Origin of the sequence: Enterobacter sp. WCHEn090032, from assembly GCF_003986875.1 — a bacterium.
GTDB classification, from domain to species: domain Bacteria; phylum Pseudomonadota; class Gammaproteobacteria; order Enterobacterales; family Enterobacteriaceae; genus Enterobacter; species Enterobacter sichuanensis.
The window spans coordinates 35,280-53,776 of record NZ_RXRN01000009.1 but is presented as its reverse complement, the minus strand read 5'-3'; the positions used below and the strand labels follow the sequence as shown (position 1 = coordinate 53,776).

The window sequence follows — 18,497 nt, the reverse complement described above, 5'->3', positions numbered from 1 at the left end:
GGGCAATTGCCATGTCAGAACAAAACGACAGCGAAAAAACAGAAGACCCCACCCCCCACAAAAAACAGAAAGCGCGAGAAGAGGGACAAGTTCCCCGATCGCGCGAGCTGACGAGCCTCTCCATGCTGCTGGTGGGCTGGGGATTGATGCTGGTGGCCGGAAGCTATCTGGCCAAAAAGCTGCAGCAACTGCTGCACAACGGTTTAACGTTTGACCGGCTGCTGGTCAGCGATCCACAGCAGATGCTGCATCATGCCGGATCGCTGCTCGGTCTGGCGTTTCTGGCGATCCTGCCCTTTGTTGGCGGGCTGTTTATTACCGCAGTCGCCACGCCGTCAATCATAGGCGGCCTGAATATGAGCGCCAAAGCGGTCAAGTTTAACCTCAAAAAGCTCAATCCATTGAGCGGCATTAAGCGCCTGTTCTCCGGGCAAATGGTGTCGGAAATGGTGAAGAGCGTACTGAAGGTCATGCTGGCGGGGATCGGTGGCGGGCTGTTTTTGTGGTTCAACAAGGACCGCTTTATCAACCTGGTATTCGAGCCGCTGCACATCGCCCTTGGCGATGTTAGCGCCCTGCTGACGGGCTGCATGCTGGTGATCATTTTATCGCTGATTCCGATGGTGGTTTTCGATGTGGTTTACCAGCTCTGGAGCAACTTTAAAAAGTTGCGCATGAGCCTGAAAGAAATCAAAGACGAGTTCAAAAATCAGGAAGGCGACCCGCTTATCAAAAACCGCATCCGGCAACTGCAGCGTCAAATGGCGCAGCAGCGAATGATGACTGATGTCCCCACTGCCGACGTGGTAGTGAATAACCCGACCCACTATTCGGTCGCGCTGAAATATCAGGAAGGTGCCATGGGCGCGCCTCTGGTCGTTGCCAGCGGCAGCGGGCTGATTGCACTGCGCATCCGCGAGCTGGCCGAAGAGAACCGGGTCCCGATGCTGGAAGCACCGCCGCTGGCACGCGCCCTGTATCGCCACTGTGAACCTGGCACCCCGGTACCTGCCGAGCTATATAGCGCGGTGGCGGAAGTCCTGGCCTGGGTTTACGGCCTCAAGCGCTGGCGTAAAGGCTACGGCTTACGTCCGCTGACACCTAAAGATCTTCCCGTTCCGGCGGGGATGGATTTCGCACAAGAGAGTAGAAAGTGATGGCCAATATCGCCACCAAGTTACGATTACCCAACATGAAGGAAACCCAGTGGCAGGTGCTGGCCGGCCCGGTGCTGATCATGACCATCCTTGCGATGATGATCCTGCCGCTGCCGACCTTCGTGCTCGACCTGCTGTTTACCTTCAACATCGTCCTGTCGATCATGATTTTGCTGGTCGCCATGTTCACCCAGAATACGCTTGAATTTTCAGCGTTTCCGACGGTGCTGCTGTTTTCGACCCTGCTGCGTCTGGCGCTCAACGTCGCCTCCACACGCGTGATCCTGATGAACGGCCATACCGGTTCCGAAGCGGCAGGTCAGGTGGTTGAAGCGTTTGGTCACTTCCTGGTGGGCGGCAATTTCGCCATCGGTATCATTGTGTTCATCATCCTGATCATCATTAACTTTATGGTTATCACTAAGGGTGCAGGACGTATCGCCGAAGTGGGTGCGCGCTTTTCTCTCGACGGAATGCCAGGCAAGCAGATGGCGATTGACGCCGATCTCAATGCCGGACTGATTGGCGAAGAAGAAGCGAAACGCCGCCGCAAAGAAGTGACACAAGAAGCCGACTTTTACGGTTCAATGGATGGGGCGAGTAAGTTTGTCCGCGGCGACGCCATCGCTGGATTGCTGATTATGGCGATCAATATCATTGGTGGCCTGGTGATAGGCGTGATGCAGCACGACATGTCTGTGGGCGTGGCCGGTGAAACCTATACCCTGCTTACCATCGGTGATGGCCTGGTTGCCCAGATCCCGGGGCTGGTCATCTCGACCGCAGCAGGCGTTGTGGTAACTCGCGTCGCCAACGATCAGGACGTTGGTGAGCAGATGGTCGGCCAGCTGTTTACTTCTCCTCGCGTCATCGTGCTGGCGGCGGGCGTGATCGGTTTACTGGGCCTGATCCCCGGCATGCCTAACTTCGTCTTCCTGCTGTTCACCGCCACGTTGCTGGGGGTCGCCTGGTGGCTACGCGGTCGAGAAAGCGAGGCGAAAAAAACAGGTGGTGTGACGGCGGCTGCAGCCGTGGACGAACCCGACGTCGCGCAGGTGCATGAAGCGACCTGGTCTGATGTTCACATGGAAGATACGCTGGGGCTGGAAGTGGGTTACCGCCTGATCCCGATGGTGGATCACGAACAGCAGGGTCAGTTGCTGACGCGTATTCGCGGGATCCGCAAAAAATTTGCCCAGCAGATGGGATTCCTTCCCCCTGCCGTGCATATTCGTGACAATCTGGAGTTGGCGCCGACGCACTACCGCATTCTGCTCAAAGGTGTTCGCATTGGTCAGGGCGAAGTTCAACCGGATCGCTGGATGGCGATCAACCCCGGCTGTGCAGAAGGTGAAGTTCCGGGTACGCCATGTACTGAGCCTACCTTTGGCTTACCCGCACTGTGGATTGATGAAGTTCACCGCGAGCTGGCGCAGACGCTGGGCTATACGGTGGTGGATCCCAGCTCGGTTGTGGCGACCCATCTGAATCATCTCATCAGCACCCATACCGATGAATTGTTTGGTCGTCAGGAAGCACAACAGTTGCTTGACCAGATCACGAAGCAGTCACCTAAGCTGGTGGAAGATTTGATCCCGGCGGTCATTAGTCTCACCACGTTGCACAAGGTTCTGCAGAACCTGCTGTCAGAGCGTGTGCCGATCCGCGATATGCGTACCATCATCGATACTCTGGCGGAATTTGCCACAGCCCAGAGCGATGCCGATGAGTTAACTGCCCGCGTGCGTGCCCGACTTTCCCGTGCCATTACCGAGCAGTGGTTCCCCGGTGAGGGCGACATTCAACTGATTGGTCTGGATCTCTCCCTGGAGCAATTGCTGGTCCAGGCGACCCAGAGCGGCAGCGCGATTGAACCCGGTATTGCAGAAAATCTGATGAAGCAGACGGAACTGGCCCTGCAGCATCAGGAAGGGCTGGGTGCACCACCGGTTCTTCTGGTTAATCCGGCCCTGCGCCTCATGCTGTCTCGTTATCTGCGTCGCATCTTCCCGCAGTTAGCCGTGTTGTCCAGTCAGGAGCTCAACACGCAGCGCAACGTACGTATGACGTATCTTATTGGAGGAAAAGCATGAGGAGAGTTGGGCTGGCACTGCTTCTGATTTCGCCACTGTCACTGGCGGCTGATGGATCCTGGAGCAGCGACAGTTTTGGTGGCACCCTAACACACGGAAAGCTGGTTCTCAAAAGCAAACCGGTGCAAAGCCCCTCCCCTCTGCCTTCCGGTGCGGTGGCCTCACGCGTCTACTGGAAGATTAAGACCTCAGGTTACACGCCCGACGGGTTTCGTATTCGCTTGTGCAGCGCCACGCGCTGCCTGCCATTATCTGGCTTTAGCGGTGAAAGCCCTCTGCCAGCCGGTTTTCCGGCTGCCGGGCCATTTCGTTTTGAGTATTATGCCGCCGTGGGCGGCCGACTCGACTCTCCCCTGACCGTGCTGAGTAATCAGGTCACGGTGAGTTATCGCCTCGTACGCTAAAAGTGTGCTTTACCGGCTAACCGGTAAAGCACATGTTGCCTTTAGAAATCCACTCTCAGACCGATATTTCCCGCTACCGGCGACTCGGTATGCTCGCTTTTCGCATAGCTCGCATCCAGCCAGACCATGGTTGATGGTGTCACCATGACGCTGATACCGCCCGTAAACTTACCGCCCGTGCCGGTGAAGTCGTTGGTAAATTCATAGGTTTCGTTAATTCGCGTACTGCCGTTTTTCACCAGCCCCTGACTCAGGGCAGCCGTCGCGTAAGGCATGACCTGCATTTCACCCGCCTTCAGACGGGTGGTCACCCGCAGACCCGCCTGCGCCTGCAGCGAACGTCCGTCGCCTGTTTCAGCCGTCATCCCGTTGTTTAACCTGACCGACTCGGATGGGGTGATCCAGCCGTCAAGACCCGCAAACGGCGTCAGACGCGTGGCATCGTTCAGGACGATATGACGACCCGCTTCCAGACCCAGTCCGTAACCCCAGCTGTTCCAGTCTGCACGCGCTGTGCCGCCATCGCTCATACGGGCGCTTAGCTTGTTGGCAAAGTGGCTCATCTGCGCTGAGCCGCTGGTGTACCAACCGTTAGCCGAGTTCAGCACGGCATACAGACCGCCACCGTAGCTGGTTACCCGGCTCTGGCCACCGCGGGCATGCTTAACCTGACCGGTTGACTGGCTCAGCCAGGCGCCTGTGGTCAGTTCCCCTGCCGAAAGAGTGTTCACCTTATCGCCACCCAGCATCATACCGTTCTGTTCCAGACGGTAGGCAGAACCCCAGACACCGTCTACATCAGTGCGGCTGTGCAGCACGGTTCCCCACATGCCGGACTGTGGCTGCGAGCGTGTATCGTCAAGGCGCGAGCGCAGGACGTTCAGCTCATTTTCGTGGATAAACTGTGGCGCTGAGGCCATGGAGAGCATCGCATCGGTCGAGGCAGAGGTTGAACCTGTCGACTGAACCAGCTCCCACTGATTGCCGTTACGCACCAGCTCGTGCTGCCAGGCCCCCATGTCAAGGTGTCCGCCGTTGAGGGCAAACTCCGCATCACCTCCGCTGGTATGTACCAGCGCCAGCGCATCACTGCTCGCCGCTTCGCGACCCGTTGCCGCCAGGTGGAGTATATGCTTCCCACTTGCGTTACCGGTGATATCCAGAAGATCGCCCTGCCAGCCTGAGGTATCAATATTCATCATAAAATGACCGTTACCGGAGAGCGTGCCGAGCGTCAGCGTGTGATTTTCCCCCGTCTCTGCGGCAGCGAATTTCACCGTTCCTCCCGCCAGAGAAAGCGCGCGGATGTCGGAGTTGGCGGTCATTTCATAGCGCGACGTACCGTCGAGTGAGAGGGAATTGACGTTGGTCATGCCACCGGAAAGCTGACTGCCATTGGCTAGGACAACATCCACCACAGCGCTGTCTTCTGCGCGAATGTCGCCCGCTGCATGACTGGCATTGAGCGTCAGGACAACGTCACTGCCTTTTTTGGCTGTCAGCAACGCCCCCGTCAGTGAACTGGCGCTGCTGCCATTTTGCAGGAGAATATGTTGCGTACCGCTGGCAACCGCAAAAGCGGGGCCGTTTACTGCCCAAACGCTGCTTCCGGCGAGGTCAACACTGTTATCACCACTCAGATACACCCCGGCGTTATGGCCCTTAATGATGCTGCTCGTAAACGCGGCGTTGGTACCCGCTAAATCAACAGCCCCCGTATACGTATCATCAATGTTGGCAAAGTAACCGTTATCAATAGCGATATCACCGTAACTTGCATAAAACTGTTGGGCACGAATGTGTGTCGCAGAGAGTTGCGCGTTAAAGACCACCAGCTGAGTTTCAATCGTGGTATTACGAAGTTGTGCGTCGCCCATTAGCGCGGCCAGTTTAATCGTCGCGTTATTAATGGCTGCTGTACTGCCAGCATCAATCTGTAGATATTCTGTGATCTGCCCCCCGTCCATCGCCAGATGTCCCGCAGTGACCATCATCTGACCGGCAACCGCGCCATTTGCGGTGAGTGTCGCGCCATTTTTAACCTGATAGTCTTCATTGACAGGGGAATTGCCATCAATCAGGCTGTCTTTATCGATAAGGGTGGCGGCAGAGGTAACACCGGTCGTCCCAAGTAGTGCAACAAGGATCGCCTGGCGTAGATAAGAGTATTGATATAACGGTTTCATGAATTGCCTTTGTATTTAGAAATTAATTAAGAGGAATTCCTCTCTGTTAATTCATCGGCGAAAAGGCAATCTACTGAAATTATTCAGCCAGCATAGTGTTCTCTTTTGCTGCAGTAAAAAGGCCACGCAATGTGGCCTTTTTATCGTTAGAAGTAGAAGGTAAATTGCGCGACACCGCCTATCGTACGGTCACGACCGGCAATGGCGGTTAAGTCAAACTGCATGGCGTCACCGGCAGAAAGTCCCACACCGCCCGTGACGACGCGGCGATCGTTGCCACGCATATCAAGGCGATAACCTGCCCGCACCTGGATCCAGTCCGCCGTGCGCCATTCAGCACCAAATGCGGCATACTGATTTTTATCGACATACTGGAAATGGCTGACCGGTGTCAGGTCAATATCTGCGCCCAGCGTCACTGATCCCGTTTGCCATGCTGTACCGGCGGTGACCTGCGGTCGAATAACAAAAGCAGGCTGATAGCCGTTCACCTCACGGGTTTTAACGCGGTTTTCAAACAGGTTTTGTGCTGACAGCGCTACCATCCAACCCGGCGTGGGTGAGGCAAAGAAACCGGCATCGATGTTGGCACTCATGGTCTGGTGCTGCCAGTTACCATCGCGCAGATCGGAGGTATCATAGTTGTTGATGGCAACGTTGTAGTTCCACGTTTCAATACGCTGGATCTTCGGCGTGATCCCCACGCCCATCGGCATATCGCCCACGGTAAACGGATGCGCAATCGACACGCCGTATTCGGTGACCAGCGCAGCCATCCCTTCAGCGCGGGAGGTTAAGTTATCCAGATCGTCTTTCACAGGAATAATTGACCCGTTGGCAACCCCTTCCAGATAGTCCAAATCGCTCTGGCTCACTAACGCGCGCGCATTCCCTTTGGCCCAGCTATTTACGGATAACGCGATGGGAAGTGAATCATCAGGCACCGCAAGCACCATTGCCAGGCCGACATTCGCATAGGCATTTTCCCCGGCGAGGCCAGACACAATATCACCCAGCTTGCCTGCGGCTTCAGCTTCTGTACCGGTGCCGAGGGCGTTTTCCAGCGTATCCCAGGCCGATTTGACGTCATCAAAACCGTCAATCAGGTTTGCCGAGTCGCTGACTTGCGCGCCGAGGGACGGTGCAATCAGGCTGATTTTATCTTGTGAGCGCGAGGTCGCAAGCAACGCCGGGTTCACTAACGGTGCCGCACCAAAATGTGCCGATGCCACGCCAGTGCCACCCATTGCGGTGCTGCGCGCATCAAAACCGTTATAAGATGCAGAGGCAAAAGGTACTGCCGTGCTAAAACCTGCGATTAACAGGCTGCGCATAATGATATTCTTTTTCATTTTATTCCCGGAGTAATATTGAGCGGTGTGTCAGGATGCTCATTGCGTGTGATATAAATTTCTCTTTATCATGTTAGCAAAAAGTTCATTTTGTTTATTTGGCGATAACCTAAAAGACATTCCCGTTATTGATGACTTTATTCATCAGAATTTTTTATTTCCCGCCCCATCCGCTGAAATGCTTACAAACATGACCGTTTATTAACGTTACAAACGATTGTTTGTAATAAACAGGCTGCGATAATGGCTCCTCAATTCATCTTTGCGGGAGAATAACCGTGCGCTATTTCGCAGTTGTGGTTTCGTCAATTTTAATGTGTGGCTCATCGCTGGCTGCATCCGTGAATTCAGCAACCCTTCCTGAGCTGGCTGAGGCATTAAATACACGATTCGAGGTGATGAAGGATGTGGCGGGTTATAAGGCGGCAAACCATCTTCCCGTTGAGGATCTCCCTCGAGAAAAAAATGTTCTCCTGAAGGCAGAAGCCGCTGCCCGTGACGTCATGCTGGATCCGCAGAGTATTGATGCGTTTGTCCAGACACAGATGGCCGTCAGTAAAAATATCCAGTATCGCTATCTTGATCGCTGGCGTTTGCAGCCTGAAAAAGCGTGGCACCCCCGCCCACTGGCAGAAGTAAGAGCACAAATTCTTGAACTGGATAACACCATTCTGAACCTGATTAGCCGTCAAATCATGACCGGGGGCGGATTTGGTGATGAGCAAGAGCGCATATTGACGCAGTTACTGAACGATAAGCAGTTATCCGTGCTGGAGAAGGTGCAACTGATTGACGCACTCAGGAAGATTAAACGTCTCTAACGGTCTGCCTGACCCGTCATATTTACGACGGGCTCAGGGTTTAATTTTCAATGCACATTGTGCAAAATCTGCCTTTAACGCTTTGATTTCATCCTGCTGTTTTCGTACCGCTTCAATCAGCGGAGCCACCCGTTTTTGATAGTCAACCTTTTTCCCCCTTCCATTTTGACTCGTTCAGGGTAGATCTTTTCAACCCTTTGCGCCAAGGTCGCCCAAAGCAGAGGTTGAAAACATTAGAGGAATAGCAGTAAAAGCGGTTTTCTTTAATTCGATAATCACTCCATAAATGTATGTAATTTACTGTATTTGCAGGATTAGATATTTAAAAATAAGCGTACCAGCAAGATATCACCGTGATGACGATAAACGTCAGCAATCTTTTTAATGTCAAACCACACGCCCTACCGGTCAATAAGAGCGTATCATTGCCGGCAATTACTACGAATAAAGTGTTCGACCCTCCCATTTTTTAAAATAGTCATTCTGTGCAGTTCTATTCGTTTATTACACATTTGGAACCTGGAAACATCGCGTAAAATATTGCCCCCATTACACTCACAAGGGTAATCATGAGAACTTTTATTTTGTTGATTGCAGCACTGGGCCTAACGGCGTGTCAGACAAACCGTGAGCTACCGGTACGGGTGGTACCTCCGGTCGCCATAGTACCAGCACCGGTTGTAGAAGAAGTCGCCCCGGCTACCACAGTCTCGCCAGAGGACCAATTGAAAGCATGTCATCTTAAAATAGAAGAACTAAAACACTACGATAAAAAGCGGGCAAACGCGGCACGTTATACCCTCTCCAGGGCGATAAAAACCAAAGCCGAAACGCTAGCCAGCGCAGCGCATATTTCTCCGGAGGCACTACACTACGCCCTGTACCATCAGGATCAAAGTATCGAGGTGACGTGCACGCAAGTTTCGCAGCGCCTGGACAGACTGATTCTGAACAAAGTGATGAAGACATCTGCCTGATCACTTTTTTCAACACGCTGATGCCCAGGGCAGCAAATCTACGAAATCCCTGTCTTAACATGGTTTTATTTATGGGATTTTCGCTTATTAAAGAAACAGGAACGGTGCTTAAATAATGGCCAGAGAGGCCAGCCTCTCTGGCCATTCCGACATCTCGACGTTTTGTAGTTGCCTTTATGACCCCGCACAAGTTATGTGGGAGCGCTTTAGTCGGTGAGCTTAGGGGGACAAACACCATTTCCGATGGAAGCTTAATACACTTTTTCAGCTTCAACTGACGGGATGTTCCCGAGACGTTCCAGTTATCTGCGATTGTTGTACCTCTCCCCTCTAGTCAGAGTCGCCAGTCCAACCACAGCATGGATTTGCAGTGCAAGCGGTATCCCTCACCTTGTAAAGGCCGTTGATACTTTCGGTCATTACATTTTCATACAAGTCTCCTCTGTTTCCCGCGGAGGCCAACAACACTACTTCCTTCAGCTCTTGTATGTATGAATATGAGGCGTACTACGATCGATTGGCCAAGCGATGGCTAATTCCGTACAGGTGACGGGACCACAGTGCTCCTCAAGCTCATCCACTACGAACGCCGCCTCCATCGACGACACCCGACAAGACCACGATGATCCCGGCGAACACATTTATATTTATGATGATCGCTACATACGCGATACCCTGGCAGATGCTGACACAGCTCCAGGTGCTGATAATATGTAAACAGGGCGATACCCAACTTATGGCATACCAGTCCGACCCCATGGCTCCCGCTGAAGGGAGCCAGCACTAGCATCACTTTTCCCATAGACGGTTAAACCACCTTCACGAAATAAGCTGAAGCCAGCCGCAGGAAATCGTTATTGCATGGCAGTTGCCAGACTTCCCAATTCAGATCATTGATTCGTTCGCGTTCCGAACGGTACTCACCGCGCTGATCCAGGAACATCCTGACAGACCTCTATCCAATGTCCGGGGAGTAAAGGTTGGCTGATTTCGAAGTCATTTATGGTCTTCTTTTACTTAAAGATTAGTCTCCCGGCCCCTTCTCCAAGAGTTGTCGGGCATTACCTCATACTATCAGGTAATGCCCGACAACTACGGCGGAAGATGTTTGCGCTGGTTTAGCCGAGTGTTAAATGACTGTCAGAGATGTTGAAACAATCAAGTGATCCTGTTGTCGCCCTGGGTCGACTTACCTATGCTTCCCTGCTCAGCAGTTGATAGATACCCTAGCTAATACTCAGTGGTGAAGAAAACTTTGCGCCCCGCTTCATGGAGTCAATGTGCCAGAAAGACCCGCTACTGAAAATGGGACAACAGTTATCCCTCAGCTTCTACCGGATGTTGGAAACGTAGAATAATTAACTGTTAAACCAATGGTTCTCTGATTCATCCTAAGTGGGTTCGTTGACCTTCGGCGCCATTTTACCGGGATGGAAGCTGGTGCAACAACAATACACGAAACGATATGAACCAGCTGGAGTAACGGTATTTTAGTAAACCATCTATATCGTCTGAAAATGCCTAAAGGACAGATGTATGGTCGGGTTACCTTCGTGTTACTGCGCCGACGAATCATGAGCCTATTGGCAGAAAATCCCCACCAAAACAGACTCCTTTTATGACGTGAGATCATTCACCTGTCAGACGTTTTGATTTATTCTCTTACTGCGGGCATATATGTCCCGGGATAACAGAGATACAAAAATGAATCTTTCACCAGAAATTTACCAAGCCAGCCAGAACATCACGACCGTTTTAACAAACTTTCACGCAGGAAAAATATCACAACCGTATCCGGTTGCCTCATTTCCAGCAGTGCTAGAAAATATTATCCGCTCATTGCACGAGTCTACGCACATCCCCGCAGAGCTCATCGGTAATGTTGTACTGGCTGCAACATCGCTCGCCTGCCAGTCACTGATTGATGTCATTCAGCCACATACAAATACCCCGGAATCGTGTTCACTTTATCTTATGACCATCGCGGAATCGGGGGAAGGCAAAACGACCATCAATAAACTGGTGATGAAACCTCTTTATGCTTATGCCGCCGAAATGAAGCGTGAATATGAAGAAAAGTTAGAGCCCTACAGACGTGAACATAATATCTGGAAAATAAGAAACCAGGCCCTTAATAGCAACCTGAGACAGGCAATTAAAAAAGGGTATTCTGGTGAAGATGAAGAACGCGAAATTGTAAAACATGCGGAGTCCGAACCACATCGCCCAGCACGCCCGAATTTTATTTATGAAGATACCTCGCTGAAGGCACTCGTTGAAGGCCTCGGTGAACACCCGGAAGCCGGTTTTATTTCTGACGAAGCCATCACGTTTTTTAAAAGCTATCTGAAAAACAATCCGGGCCTTCTGAATAAAGCCTGGGACAGTGAGATGTTTGATTTCCGCAGAGCGGACGGAGAAATTTACCAGATTAAACCACTCCTGACATTTTCCTTAATGTCCCAGCCGGATGTGTTCAAGGAATACCTAAAAAAACATACCGTCACCGCCAGAGCCAGCGGGTTTCTTTCTCGTTTTTTATTTGCATGGTGTGAAAGCACCATCGGCACCCGTAACGGTCATGCCGATTATTCCAACACAGAGCAGGCGCTGAATACCTTTTATGACCGAGTCAATGAATTATTGAGGCAGAATAAAGCCCGCGTTAGTGACAATACACATACACCTAAAAAAACATTAGCATTGTCAGACCTGGCCCTGTCAGACTGGAAAACAAATCGAACTAAAACGGAAAAGAAAATTTCCACTGGCCATGAATGGGAGCATATTCGGGATATTGCTTCAAAATCAGGTTCCAATACCCTAAGATTAGCCGCTCTGTTACAGTATTTTTACGACGATACCTCAGTTAATGTTTCACAGGGAGCTATGGGGTCAGCAATTACCATTATGGACTGGTATTTGAATCAGGCAAGTCAGATATTCTACCCGCAGTCTGAACGCTGGCAATTTGAGCAGGATGTTCGGGAACTATTTCACTGGATTATGAACCGCATACGACAAAATAATGGTTTCGCTATCCTGAAAAATGACCTTGAGAAATATGGACCACACCGACTGAGGCGGACGGATAAGCTCACCCCTGTTCTAAACCAGTTAATTAGCCAAGGGTATTTCGGAGTCATCCAGATGATTAAAAATGGCGCACTTTATATCACTCTCCGTCATTCGAACGGCACATTTAATCTACCTGCCGGTTATAGTTACATTGATCATGCAATTATCGTCCAGTCTCCGGTTAACACTCATGGCCGACCTTATCCAGTGAATATCTAAGGCTTCTGAACACTCTGCATACTTCAATTGTATGCAAACATAACGGGAAATAAGCGAAAGCATGAATGCTTCGTATGAAAGATAGTTAACCTGTTTCTCCGGGGTAATAAAAAAGACTAAAATAACATCAATTTCAGTACCATTACCTCTTCAAGATTCGGCTTCAATTGCTACTGTAGCAATTGAAGCCAGATAAAAGTTAGATGCAATTCCTTTTTTGTATATTTTTCATGCACCCACAGGTACCTTCTCTCAACAGCATACATGCATAACAGACCGTATCTCGGTGTAACAACTTTCGAATCAACAGGAATTTCTTTATTGAAAAATATAGAATCTCACGACATCAATGATATTAAAGGATATAAGCTTCGTGATGCCGATATAAGTTCCCCCACCATTCTTCAACTACACTTATGAACCCACGTTAACTACGTCCCGCTTTAATGGAATTAGGGAAAAATTGATTATGAATTAATTTATAATATAACTGTCGAATCATGCTGGAAATTCCGCAATGGCTGTCACACAATCATCTTATCATTGAACAGGACTCTTTTTTTATCAGACATGAATATTCCTCTGTCTTAAGATAATGAAAGACAGGGGCACCATTAAGTAGTCGTTTATCCTGAGTCTGGTGCACCCGTAACTTTCCTCTCGCCAGTAAAATAATACTTATGACTCCGTCAGTATTGACTACAGCCAAAATTACGCTGGCTATCAGAATTATCTTTGCTGTAGTCCTTCGCCAGATAGTTCAACCTGTCAGTGACATTTGATAACTGATTCGTAAAGTTGTTATGATTTTTACTGAGGTGGGAATAGCAACTGGCAGGAAATTCCACGAGAGAATAGTACTGTTGATGGTTATTTACTGTATTCAACCCCAGGGCACGAATCCAGGCCTCCATAATCATCATGGCCAAATTGTGGGTATATTCTCCGTCTGTACTGGTATAGGTTCCAGGATAAGCATATGCTTCGCGATTAAAGAGTAAGGCCACATGATAATGTTTTTTCCCGTGTTCATTAAACTCCCTTGCCCAGATATGACGAACATAACAAGAGTGAACCCGCTTCCCCGCATTGTATTTTTTCAATAAATCAGCTTCAATCTGTGATTTTAGAGACACAATGAAACGGGTAACGATGCCTGAGTCAGACTTGTATGTTCCTGTTTCAATCTCAGGTAAACGAAGATCCACCCTCAGTACCATAACTCGGGGATAATCATTAAGGGCTTTTGTGATAGTCTCCTGAATACGTTTAACGTAGTTCTTATTCAGCACACCGTAGCTGTTAGTATTGACACTCATGATGAAAGACCTTATTTAGTGAGTTTGTTCAATAGAATATATATAGACAGTAATAAATTAATCTCCGTCTTTAAGATTGATACTTGGGAGTGCAATGCTATACGAATGTGTATTACTGATTTAACGTTAGACAAAGTCTTGTTGATTATTCGCAACCAATGAGCTTGTTTATTAGCTGATTTCGCTTGCATTATGCATAATCGTTGAATGTATTCAGCACGCTTATTAACATACTCACAAAACATCAGTAATGTGTATCTATATTAATATATTACCAACCCGACAAAAGCCCGAGTATTTTTACACAAAAATGCAATAGAAGAATAAAATGCTTAAAACTCGTGTTTTCACATCAAATAAGCGCTTGTTTTTACTCTCAAGTTAGCACTTTTTCACATACAATAGACAGCTTAGAAAATGATCTTTTACACCTAATCTGTCATACCCAAATCTGCCCTCTCTACGATAACAGTTCATCTCCTTCAAAATTAGATTCAAAAAAAACTCAGACCGATATTACCAGTCTGAGAACGGAAGCAGAAATGCTGCCGTTTTGTTTTTTCACTCATGGAGGTTAATGTGTCCGATAAAACTGAACAGGGCCTTGATACCCTGAAGCAACAGCTGTCTATCCTACCTGAAACACTCTCCTGCACGATACTGAACCGCATCAGGCAGCATATCCATTACGAACCAGTCATTGGCATCATGGGTAAAACAGGGAGTGGAAAAAGTTCTCTCTGTAATGCTCTCTTTCAGCAGCCCCTCAGCCCAGTCAGTGATGTGCAAAGCTGTACCCGTGAACCGCTTCGCTTCACGCTTGATACAGGCGGACGCCGCATGACACTGGTCGATTTACCCGGTGCAGGAGAATCTCTCATCTATGACCGTGAATATCAGCAGCTCTATAAAGAACAACTACCGAAGCTGGATTTAATTCTCTGGGTGATTAAAGCGGATGACCGAGCCTGTTCAACCGATGAGGCGTTTCACCGGTTCCTGCTCGAATGTGATGTTTCACCAGCCAGCATTGTATTCGTCATTAACCAGGCCGACAAAGCAGAACCTTCGCTGGAATGGGACAGGGAAGCGTCTCAGCCCTCCACCGGCCAGTTGCTGACCCTGACCGCACGAAGCGCAGCCATTTCACGACAGTTCTCCTGCCCATATCCTGTTCATGCGGTGTCGGCCAAAACCGGTTACAACCTAGCCCGTCTGGTTGAAACCATGATGTTTGCCCTGCCCTCGGAGGCCAGCAGCGGCGTGTTTCGTCAGGTCAGAGAAGAGCACCGAACTACGGAGGCAGAGAGTACTGCCCGAAAAGATTTTGGCGATTTGCTAAGTGAACTGCTCAGCCAGATTATGGACGCAATTCCTCTGCCAAAGCCCGTCCGGGAAGCATTTGTAACGATCCGCGAAGGCATTGTGAATGTCGCATCTGCCCTGTGGCACTGGTTTTTTTGATAGATGGGAAAATGATACTCATGAAGTTGTCATGGCCTCTTTTGAGCATGCTGCTGCGACATCTCTGCAGACGGTCAGTTACCCGGCCCCTGTATTACTTTCAGCGCAGGCTTGCCGGAACAAGAATCCTGAATGTCCATTTGGCTTTCATCGTTTTGCTGCGCATTTTGTTACATGTACTGAGTGAGCGATTTATACAATGCTGCAGAACTGCCTCTTTTAGATTTGCCAATTACACCTGCCGACCTCCTTATTGACAGGGTATGTCCATCTGCAGTCGCCCTGAAGAAGCGATCGTAATATTTCTCTTTAATTCAACAAGTTACTATGGGAAAAATAATTCATCTTTTCTGCCAGTCTCGCTCATCGCTGGTCATAACCTGTCCAGCACGTCCTGCATAATAACCGCTTGAGTTATTTCAGTGTTTTTCATTTACGGAGGGCATATGCGCGCCACGGATCCTGCGCATCGTCACGACAGGCTGGCACTCAGGCTGTCAGTTATTATCAGTCGGCTTCTTGCCGGAGAATCCCTTTCACTGAAATCTCTGTCTGACGAATTTGGCGTGTCTGAACGCACACTGCGCCGGGATTTCTCTCAGCGACTGCTGCATCTAGATCTCACTGGCGATAACGGCTGCTGGCGTTTACGGACTAACCCGATGCGCGATCATACTCCTGGTGCGCTGGCATTTGCCCGCAACACCGGAATTGCCCGCCTTATTCCCTCACAGAGCCGTCAGTTAATGCAGCTGTTGATGAATGAAAATGGCACATCTCCGTGTCTGATAGGTCATGTATATCAATCTGCAGGGATCCGCCCGGACTGCTTTCAGCGACTTGCTGAAAGCATTTATCTCCATCGGATGGTCAACCTGCTCGTTAAGGGTATTCATCACGACCACCTTGAGCCCTACCGGCTGATTTTTTCACATGCAAATTGGTATCTGGTGGCCTGCCGGCAGGGAGTCATTCAAGTTTTTTTACTTGACGAAATTAACTCTGTCTCACTGTCAGAGCAGAATTTCAAACATCGCAACGAGACTAACGCGCTTATCGTCATGGAGGACTTCATCAATGCGCTCCCGCATTTTCACTTTATCAGCAACGTTATTCATACCTTCGGAGAGCCTTCTCCCGAGACTCAGACCAAACCAAAAGGAGTCAAAACATGAAACATGGTACACCTCTTCTGTTAAGCGCAGGAATAATGCTCTCATTGATGTCGGCCGCAAATGCCGCGACGCCCGAAGCTCTTATACAGGCGCATCACCAGCGCTGCGGCAAGCCCGTCTTCTATGCTCAGACCTCTAACCACAAAAAAGAGGTCGAGATTTGCATCATCACCCCGTCGGTATCGTATTCATTCGGCAGGATCGGCACAGAACCTAAGGAAATGAACATTACCGTACCGACCACCGCCACCACGTATGCATACCAGAGAAATCAGGTTATCAGCCTGCAGGAATTTACTGTCCGGAACGGTGATATCTCATACCTGGTATCTGCCGGGACAAACGATGAAGGTAAACCTTTCGCGTCCCTAGACGTTTATCAGGGAACACCCGATGCGGGTAAGCATCTGGCAGAAATCCGGCTCGACCCGGATACGGTGGTGAACAACATCAGCCATGCCCTTGCACAGGAAGGTGTAGCGCAATCAGACAGTCTCTGAGCACAGATGTCTAAACATATGGATATTTACAGAATGATTAACAGGCAATTAAAAATGACGACGGCTCCCTGGGGCGTATTAGTGCTCTTCACTCTTCTGTCAGCTCTGGCCGTCAGCGGTTGTGGTGACAAGAACGAAAGCGAGTTTATCCGGGGCTGCAAGTCCAGTGGGGGAACCACCGCGGTCTGCAACTGTATTTGGGATACGCTTAAGACGACATATACCCACGGGGAACTGGAGAAAATAAACCAGCAGTATGGCTATGTGCCGCCACGTTTTATGGACAACATGCAAAGAGCTGCTTTGCAGTGCAGAAATAAGGACTGACCAGAATGACGATTGTTCTTAAATATTTCGCGATTGCCTTCGCCATCGCGCTTGTGGTTCTCCTGTTTAACGTATTCGGGAACACGGGCGAAATTCGCAGTTTCGGACAGGGGATGGGGTATCTGTTCTGGATGACACTCGGCCCCGGAGCCGGTATGACAGTCGGCGCGTTCCTGCGCCTGTGGCTGATGCCGGACAGCGTCTATACCACCGGTGGAATGGGAGGCCTGCTGAAGGCCCGTTTGTTCTGGCTTATAGGCCCTCAGTGTATCGGCTGGCTGGCCGGTCTGATGACGGTTGGCAAACAACTGATGTAATACGTTACACGTCCCCATGTCCATATAAGAATCGCAAAAAATTTATATATCCTTCAGAAAGGAAAGACCATCATGTTTAAACATGTACTGACCGCCACGCTGATCATCATCAGCACCTCAGCCGAGGCTGACACTGCGCCTCTGTCCGTAAATTCACAGGGAACGTATTTGATTAATAATCCGAATCTTCCCGTCTGGCAACTCACTCTGACCAGCCTGGAAAACGACATCACCATTCAGTCACTCACTCTCAACCGAGGCAACTGTCTGATTTCCATCGCTGGACGGGGTAAGAATATGAACAAACGTCTGGGCTACGGGCAAACGTTTTCTTTCACCACGCCGAGTAACAGTAACTTCACCCGTTGCCGTCCACTGGAACTGACGGTTCAAACGAGCAAGGGTCCCTATACCTTTAACTGGCAGTAATGGCAACCACTTCTTTTGCACTTAATATTTGAATTCATTATCTGATAAGGAAATTATCCCATGGTCGACATCAATACCCTCAGCCAGCGGCTCAATACCCGTACGCTGCATTTGATCCTGCTCAGCATGGCCACCTGTGGAGTCTGGCCCCTGCTCTGGCTCTACAAAAAACAAGATATCATTAGCGATACCACGGGTTACCCGCTTTACGGCAAGATGTTTATTATTTGGTTGACCGTCTGTTTCGGGCTCAGCCGCCAGCTGGGTGCAATGGCAGCGCCTGACCCCTACGGCTATGACTCAACCGGTGATATCCTGCTTGCGCTTAGCGGACTACTCTCAATGGCCAGTGGCATCATGTATGTGGTCTGGGCCTTTAAAGCCAGAACGGCGCTACGTCACTATGCGCTGAACACGTTTCGCTTCGACCTAAAGATGAACGCCTTTTATACCGTGCTGTTTAATGTCTTCTACATCACATATTGCATCAATGACATGCACCAGGCACTGGCGAAACACATGATTATTCATGGTACTCCCGCAACATCGAACGCCCCCGCTCCGGCCCGGACAGAACAGACAAACCTGCCCTGATAACTACCACAACATCAGTACCACAACCCTCCGACGCCCTGCTCATCCGAGCGGGGCGTTTTCTTTTGTTTCTCAGAAAGGAGAT

General features: G+C 49.9%; 16 protein-coding genes. 13 read left to right on the top strand and 3 right to left on the bottom strand.

Translation table 11 applies throughout. The annotated features are described in order from the left end of the window. The first annotated feature begins 11 nt into the window (after positions 1-11). The 3 genes from flhB to EKN83_RS09560 are packed head-to-tail and all read left to right on the top strand — an operon-like array spanning position 12 to position 3,654. Positions 12-1,157, top strand: a complete 1,146-nt coding sequence (gene flhB / locus EKN83_RS09570; RefSeq protein ID WP_126800802.1) for a flagellar biosynthesis protein FlhB — start codon at positions 12-14, stop codon at positions 1,155-1,157. Next, positions 1,157-3,250 (top strand): flagellar biosynthesis protein FlhA, encoded by a 2,094-nt coding sequence (flhA, locus tag EKN83_RS09565; protein ID WP_126800801.1) that lies wholly within the window; start codon positions 1,157-1,159, stop codon positions 3,248-3,250. Before flhB ends, flhA begins: the two co-directional genes overlap by 1 nt. Continuing rightward, positions 3,247-3,654, top strand: a complete 408-nt coding sequence (locus tag EKN83_RS09560; protein WP_126800800.1) for a flagellar protein FlhE — start codon at positions 3,247-3,249, stop codon at positions 3,652-3,654. The genes flhA and EKN83_RS09560 overlap by 4 nt, the downstream gene beginning before the upstream one ends. 41 nt (positions 3,655-3,695) lie before the next feature. Here the strand turns inward: EKN83_RS09560 and EKN83_RS09555 are convergent, their stop codons facing one another. After that, positions 3,696-5,840, bottom strand: a complete 2,145-nt coding sequence (locus EKN83_RS09555) for an autotransporter outer membrane beta-barrel domain-containing protein (protein WP_126800799.1) — start codon at positions 5,838-5,840, stop codon at positions 3,696-3,698. 146 nt (positions 5,841-5,986) lie between these two features. Then, a complete protein-coding gene (gene traF, locus EKN83_RS09550) occupies positions 5,987-7,192 on the bottom strand; it encodes a conjugal transfer protein TraF (protein WP_126800798.1) in 1,206 nt (401 codons plus the stop codon). A 278-nt stretch (positions 7,193-7,470) separates the two neighbouring features. On the opposite strand from traF, the gene EKN83_RS09545 reads away from it, so the two are divergent. The 3 genes from EKN83_RS09545 (at position 7,471) to EKN83_RS09530 (ending at position 12,287) form a co-directional block, all read left to right on the top strand. Next, the gene (locus tag EKN83_RS09545; protein ID WP_126800797.1) at positions 7,471-8,013 is read left to right on the top strand and encodes a chorismate mutase; all 543 of its coding nucleotides are present in this window, start codon (positions 7,471-7,473) and stop codon (positions 8,011-8,013) included. A 569-nt stretch (positions 8,014-8,582) separates the two neighbouring features. Then, entirely contained in the window at positions 8,583-8,990 is a 408-nt protein-coding gene (locus tag EKN83_RS09540; protein ID WP_126800796.1) for a hypothetical protein, read from the top strand. Between the two features lie 1,704 nt (positions 8,991-10,694). Then, the gene (locus EKN83_RS09530; RefSeq protein WP_260591173.1) at positions 10,695-12,287 is read left to right on the top strand and encodes a YfjI family protein; all 1,593 of its coding nucleotides are present in this window, start codon (positions 10,695-10,697) and stop codon (positions 12,285-12,287) included. Between the two features lie 689 nt (positions 12,288-12,976). On the opposite strand, the gene EKN83_RS09525 is transcribed toward EKN83_RS09530, so the two are convergent. Next, positions 12,977-13,606, bottom strand: a complete 630-nt coding sequence (locus EKN83_RS09525; RefSeq protein ID WP_126800794.1) for an inovirus Gp2 family protein — start codon at positions 13,604-13,606, stop codon at positions 12,977-12,979. Between the two features lie 579 nt (positions 13,607-14,185). Here EKN83_RS09525 and EKN83_RS09520 point away from each other — a divergent pair. From EKN83_RS09520 to EKN83_RS09490, 7 genes are all read left to right on the top strand, one after another. Then, the gene (locus EKN83_RS09520) at positions 14,186-15,070 is read left to right on the top strand and encodes a GTPase family protein (protein ID WP_126800793.1); all 885 of its coding nucleotides are present in this window, start codon (positions 14,186-14,188) and stop codon (positions 15,068-15,070) included. Positions 15,071-15,516: 446 nt separating this feature from the next. Beyond that, positions 15,517-16,245, top strand: coding sequence for a helix-turn-helix transcriptional regulator (locus EKN83_RS09515; RefSeq protein ID WP_126800792.1), 729 nt, complete (start codon positions 15,517-15,519; stop codon positions 16,243-16,245). Further along, positions 16,242-16,745 carry a hypothetical protein gene (locus EKN83_RS23520; protein ID WP_260591172.1) on the top strand — a complete coding sequence of 168 codons (504 nt, stop codon included), beginning with the start codon at positions 16,242-16,244 and terminating at the stop codon, positions 16,743-16,745. The genes EKN83_RS09515 and EKN83_RS23520 overlap by 4 nt, the downstream gene beginning before the upstream one ends. Positions 16,746-16,778: 33 nt before the next feature. Further along, a complete protein-coding gene (locus EKN83_RS09505; protein ID WP_260591171.1) occupies positions 16,779-17,072 on the top strand; it encodes a hypothetical protein in 294 nt (97 codons plus the stop codon). A gap of 5 nt (positions 17,073-17,077) precedes the next feature. Continuing rightward, complete coding sequence (locus tag EKN83_RS09500; protein WP_126800790.1) at positions 17,078-17,389, top strand: hypothetical protein; 312 nt, start codon at positions 17,078-17,080, stop codon at positions 17,387-17,389. Positions 17,390-17,461: 72 nt separating this feature from the next. Next, positions 17,462-17,818, top strand: coding sequence for a hypothetical protein (locus EKN83_RS09495; RefSeq protein ID WP_260591169.1), 357 nt, complete (start codon positions 17,462-17,464; stop codon positions 17,816-17,818). 60 nt (positions 17,819-17,878) lie between these two features. After that, on the top strand, positions 17,879-18,412 hold the full coding sequence (locus EKN83_RS09490; protein WP_126800788.1) for a DUF4234 domain-containing protein: 534 nt from the start codon (positions 17,879-17,881) through the stop codon (positions 18,410-18,412). Positions 18,413-18,497: the final 85 nt, after the last annotated feature.

What these genes read in the sequence shown, in the direction of transcription:
- flhB (WP_126800802.1), top strand. Translation starts at nt 12, where the DNA reads ATGTCAGAACAAAACGACAGCGAAAAAACAGAAGACCCCACCCCCCAC.
- flhA (WP_126800801.1), top strand. Translation starts at nt 1,157, where the DNA reads ATGGCCAATATCGCCACCAAGTTACGATTACCCAACATGAAGGAAACC.
- EKN83_RS09560 (WP_126800800.1), top strand. Translation starts at nt 3,247, where the DNA reads ATGAGGAGAGTTGGGCTGGCACTGCTTCTGATTTCGCCACTGTCACTG.
- EKN83_RS09555 (WP_126800799.1), bottom strand. Translation starts at nt 5,840, where the DNA reads ATGAAACCGTTATATCAATACTCTTATCTACGCCAGGCGATCCTTGTT.
- traF (WP_126800798.1), bottom strand. Translation starts at nt 7,192, where the DNA reads ATGAAAAAGAATATCATTATGCGCAGCCTGTTAATCGCAGGTTTTAGC.
- EKN83_RS09540 (WP_126800796.1), top strand. Translation starts at nt 8,583, where the DNA reads ATGAGAACTTTTATTTTGTTGATTGCAGCACTGGGCCTAACGGCGTGT.
- EKN83_RS09530 (WP_260591173.1), top strand. Translation starts at nt 10,695, where the DNA reads ATGAATCTTTCACCAGAAATTTACCAAGCCAGCCAGAACATCACGACC.
- EKN83_RS09525 (WP_126800794.1), bottom strand. Translation starts at nt 13,606, where the DNA reads ATGAGTGTCAATACTAACAGCTACGGTGTGCTGAATAAGAACTACGTT.
- EKN83_RS09515 (WP_126800792.1), top strand. Translation starts at nt 15,517, where the DNA reads ATGCGCGCCACGGATCCTGCGCATCGTCACGACAGGCTGGCACTCAGG.
- EKN83_RS23520 (WP_260591172.1), top strand. Translation starts at nt 16,242, where the DNA reads ATGAAACATGGTACACCTCTTCTGTTAAGCGCAGGAATAATGCTCTCA.
- EKN83_RS09505 (WP_260591171.1), top strand. Translation starts at nt 16,779, where the DNA reads ATGATTAACAGGCAATTAAAAATGACGACGGCTCCCTGGGGCGTATTA.
- EKN83_RS09500 (WP_126800790.1), top strand. Translation starts at nt 17,078, where the DNA reads ATGACGATTGTTCTTAAATATTTCGCGATTGCCTTCGCCATCGCGCTT.
- EKN83_RS09495 (WP_260591169.1), top strand. Translation starts at nt 17,462, where the DNA reads ATGTTTAAACATGTACTGACCGCCACGCTGATCATCATCAGCACCTCA.
- EKN83_RS09490 (WP_126800788.1), top strand. Translation starts at nt 17,879, where the DNA reads ATGGTCGACATCAATACCCTCAGCCAGCGGCTCAATACCCGTACGCTG.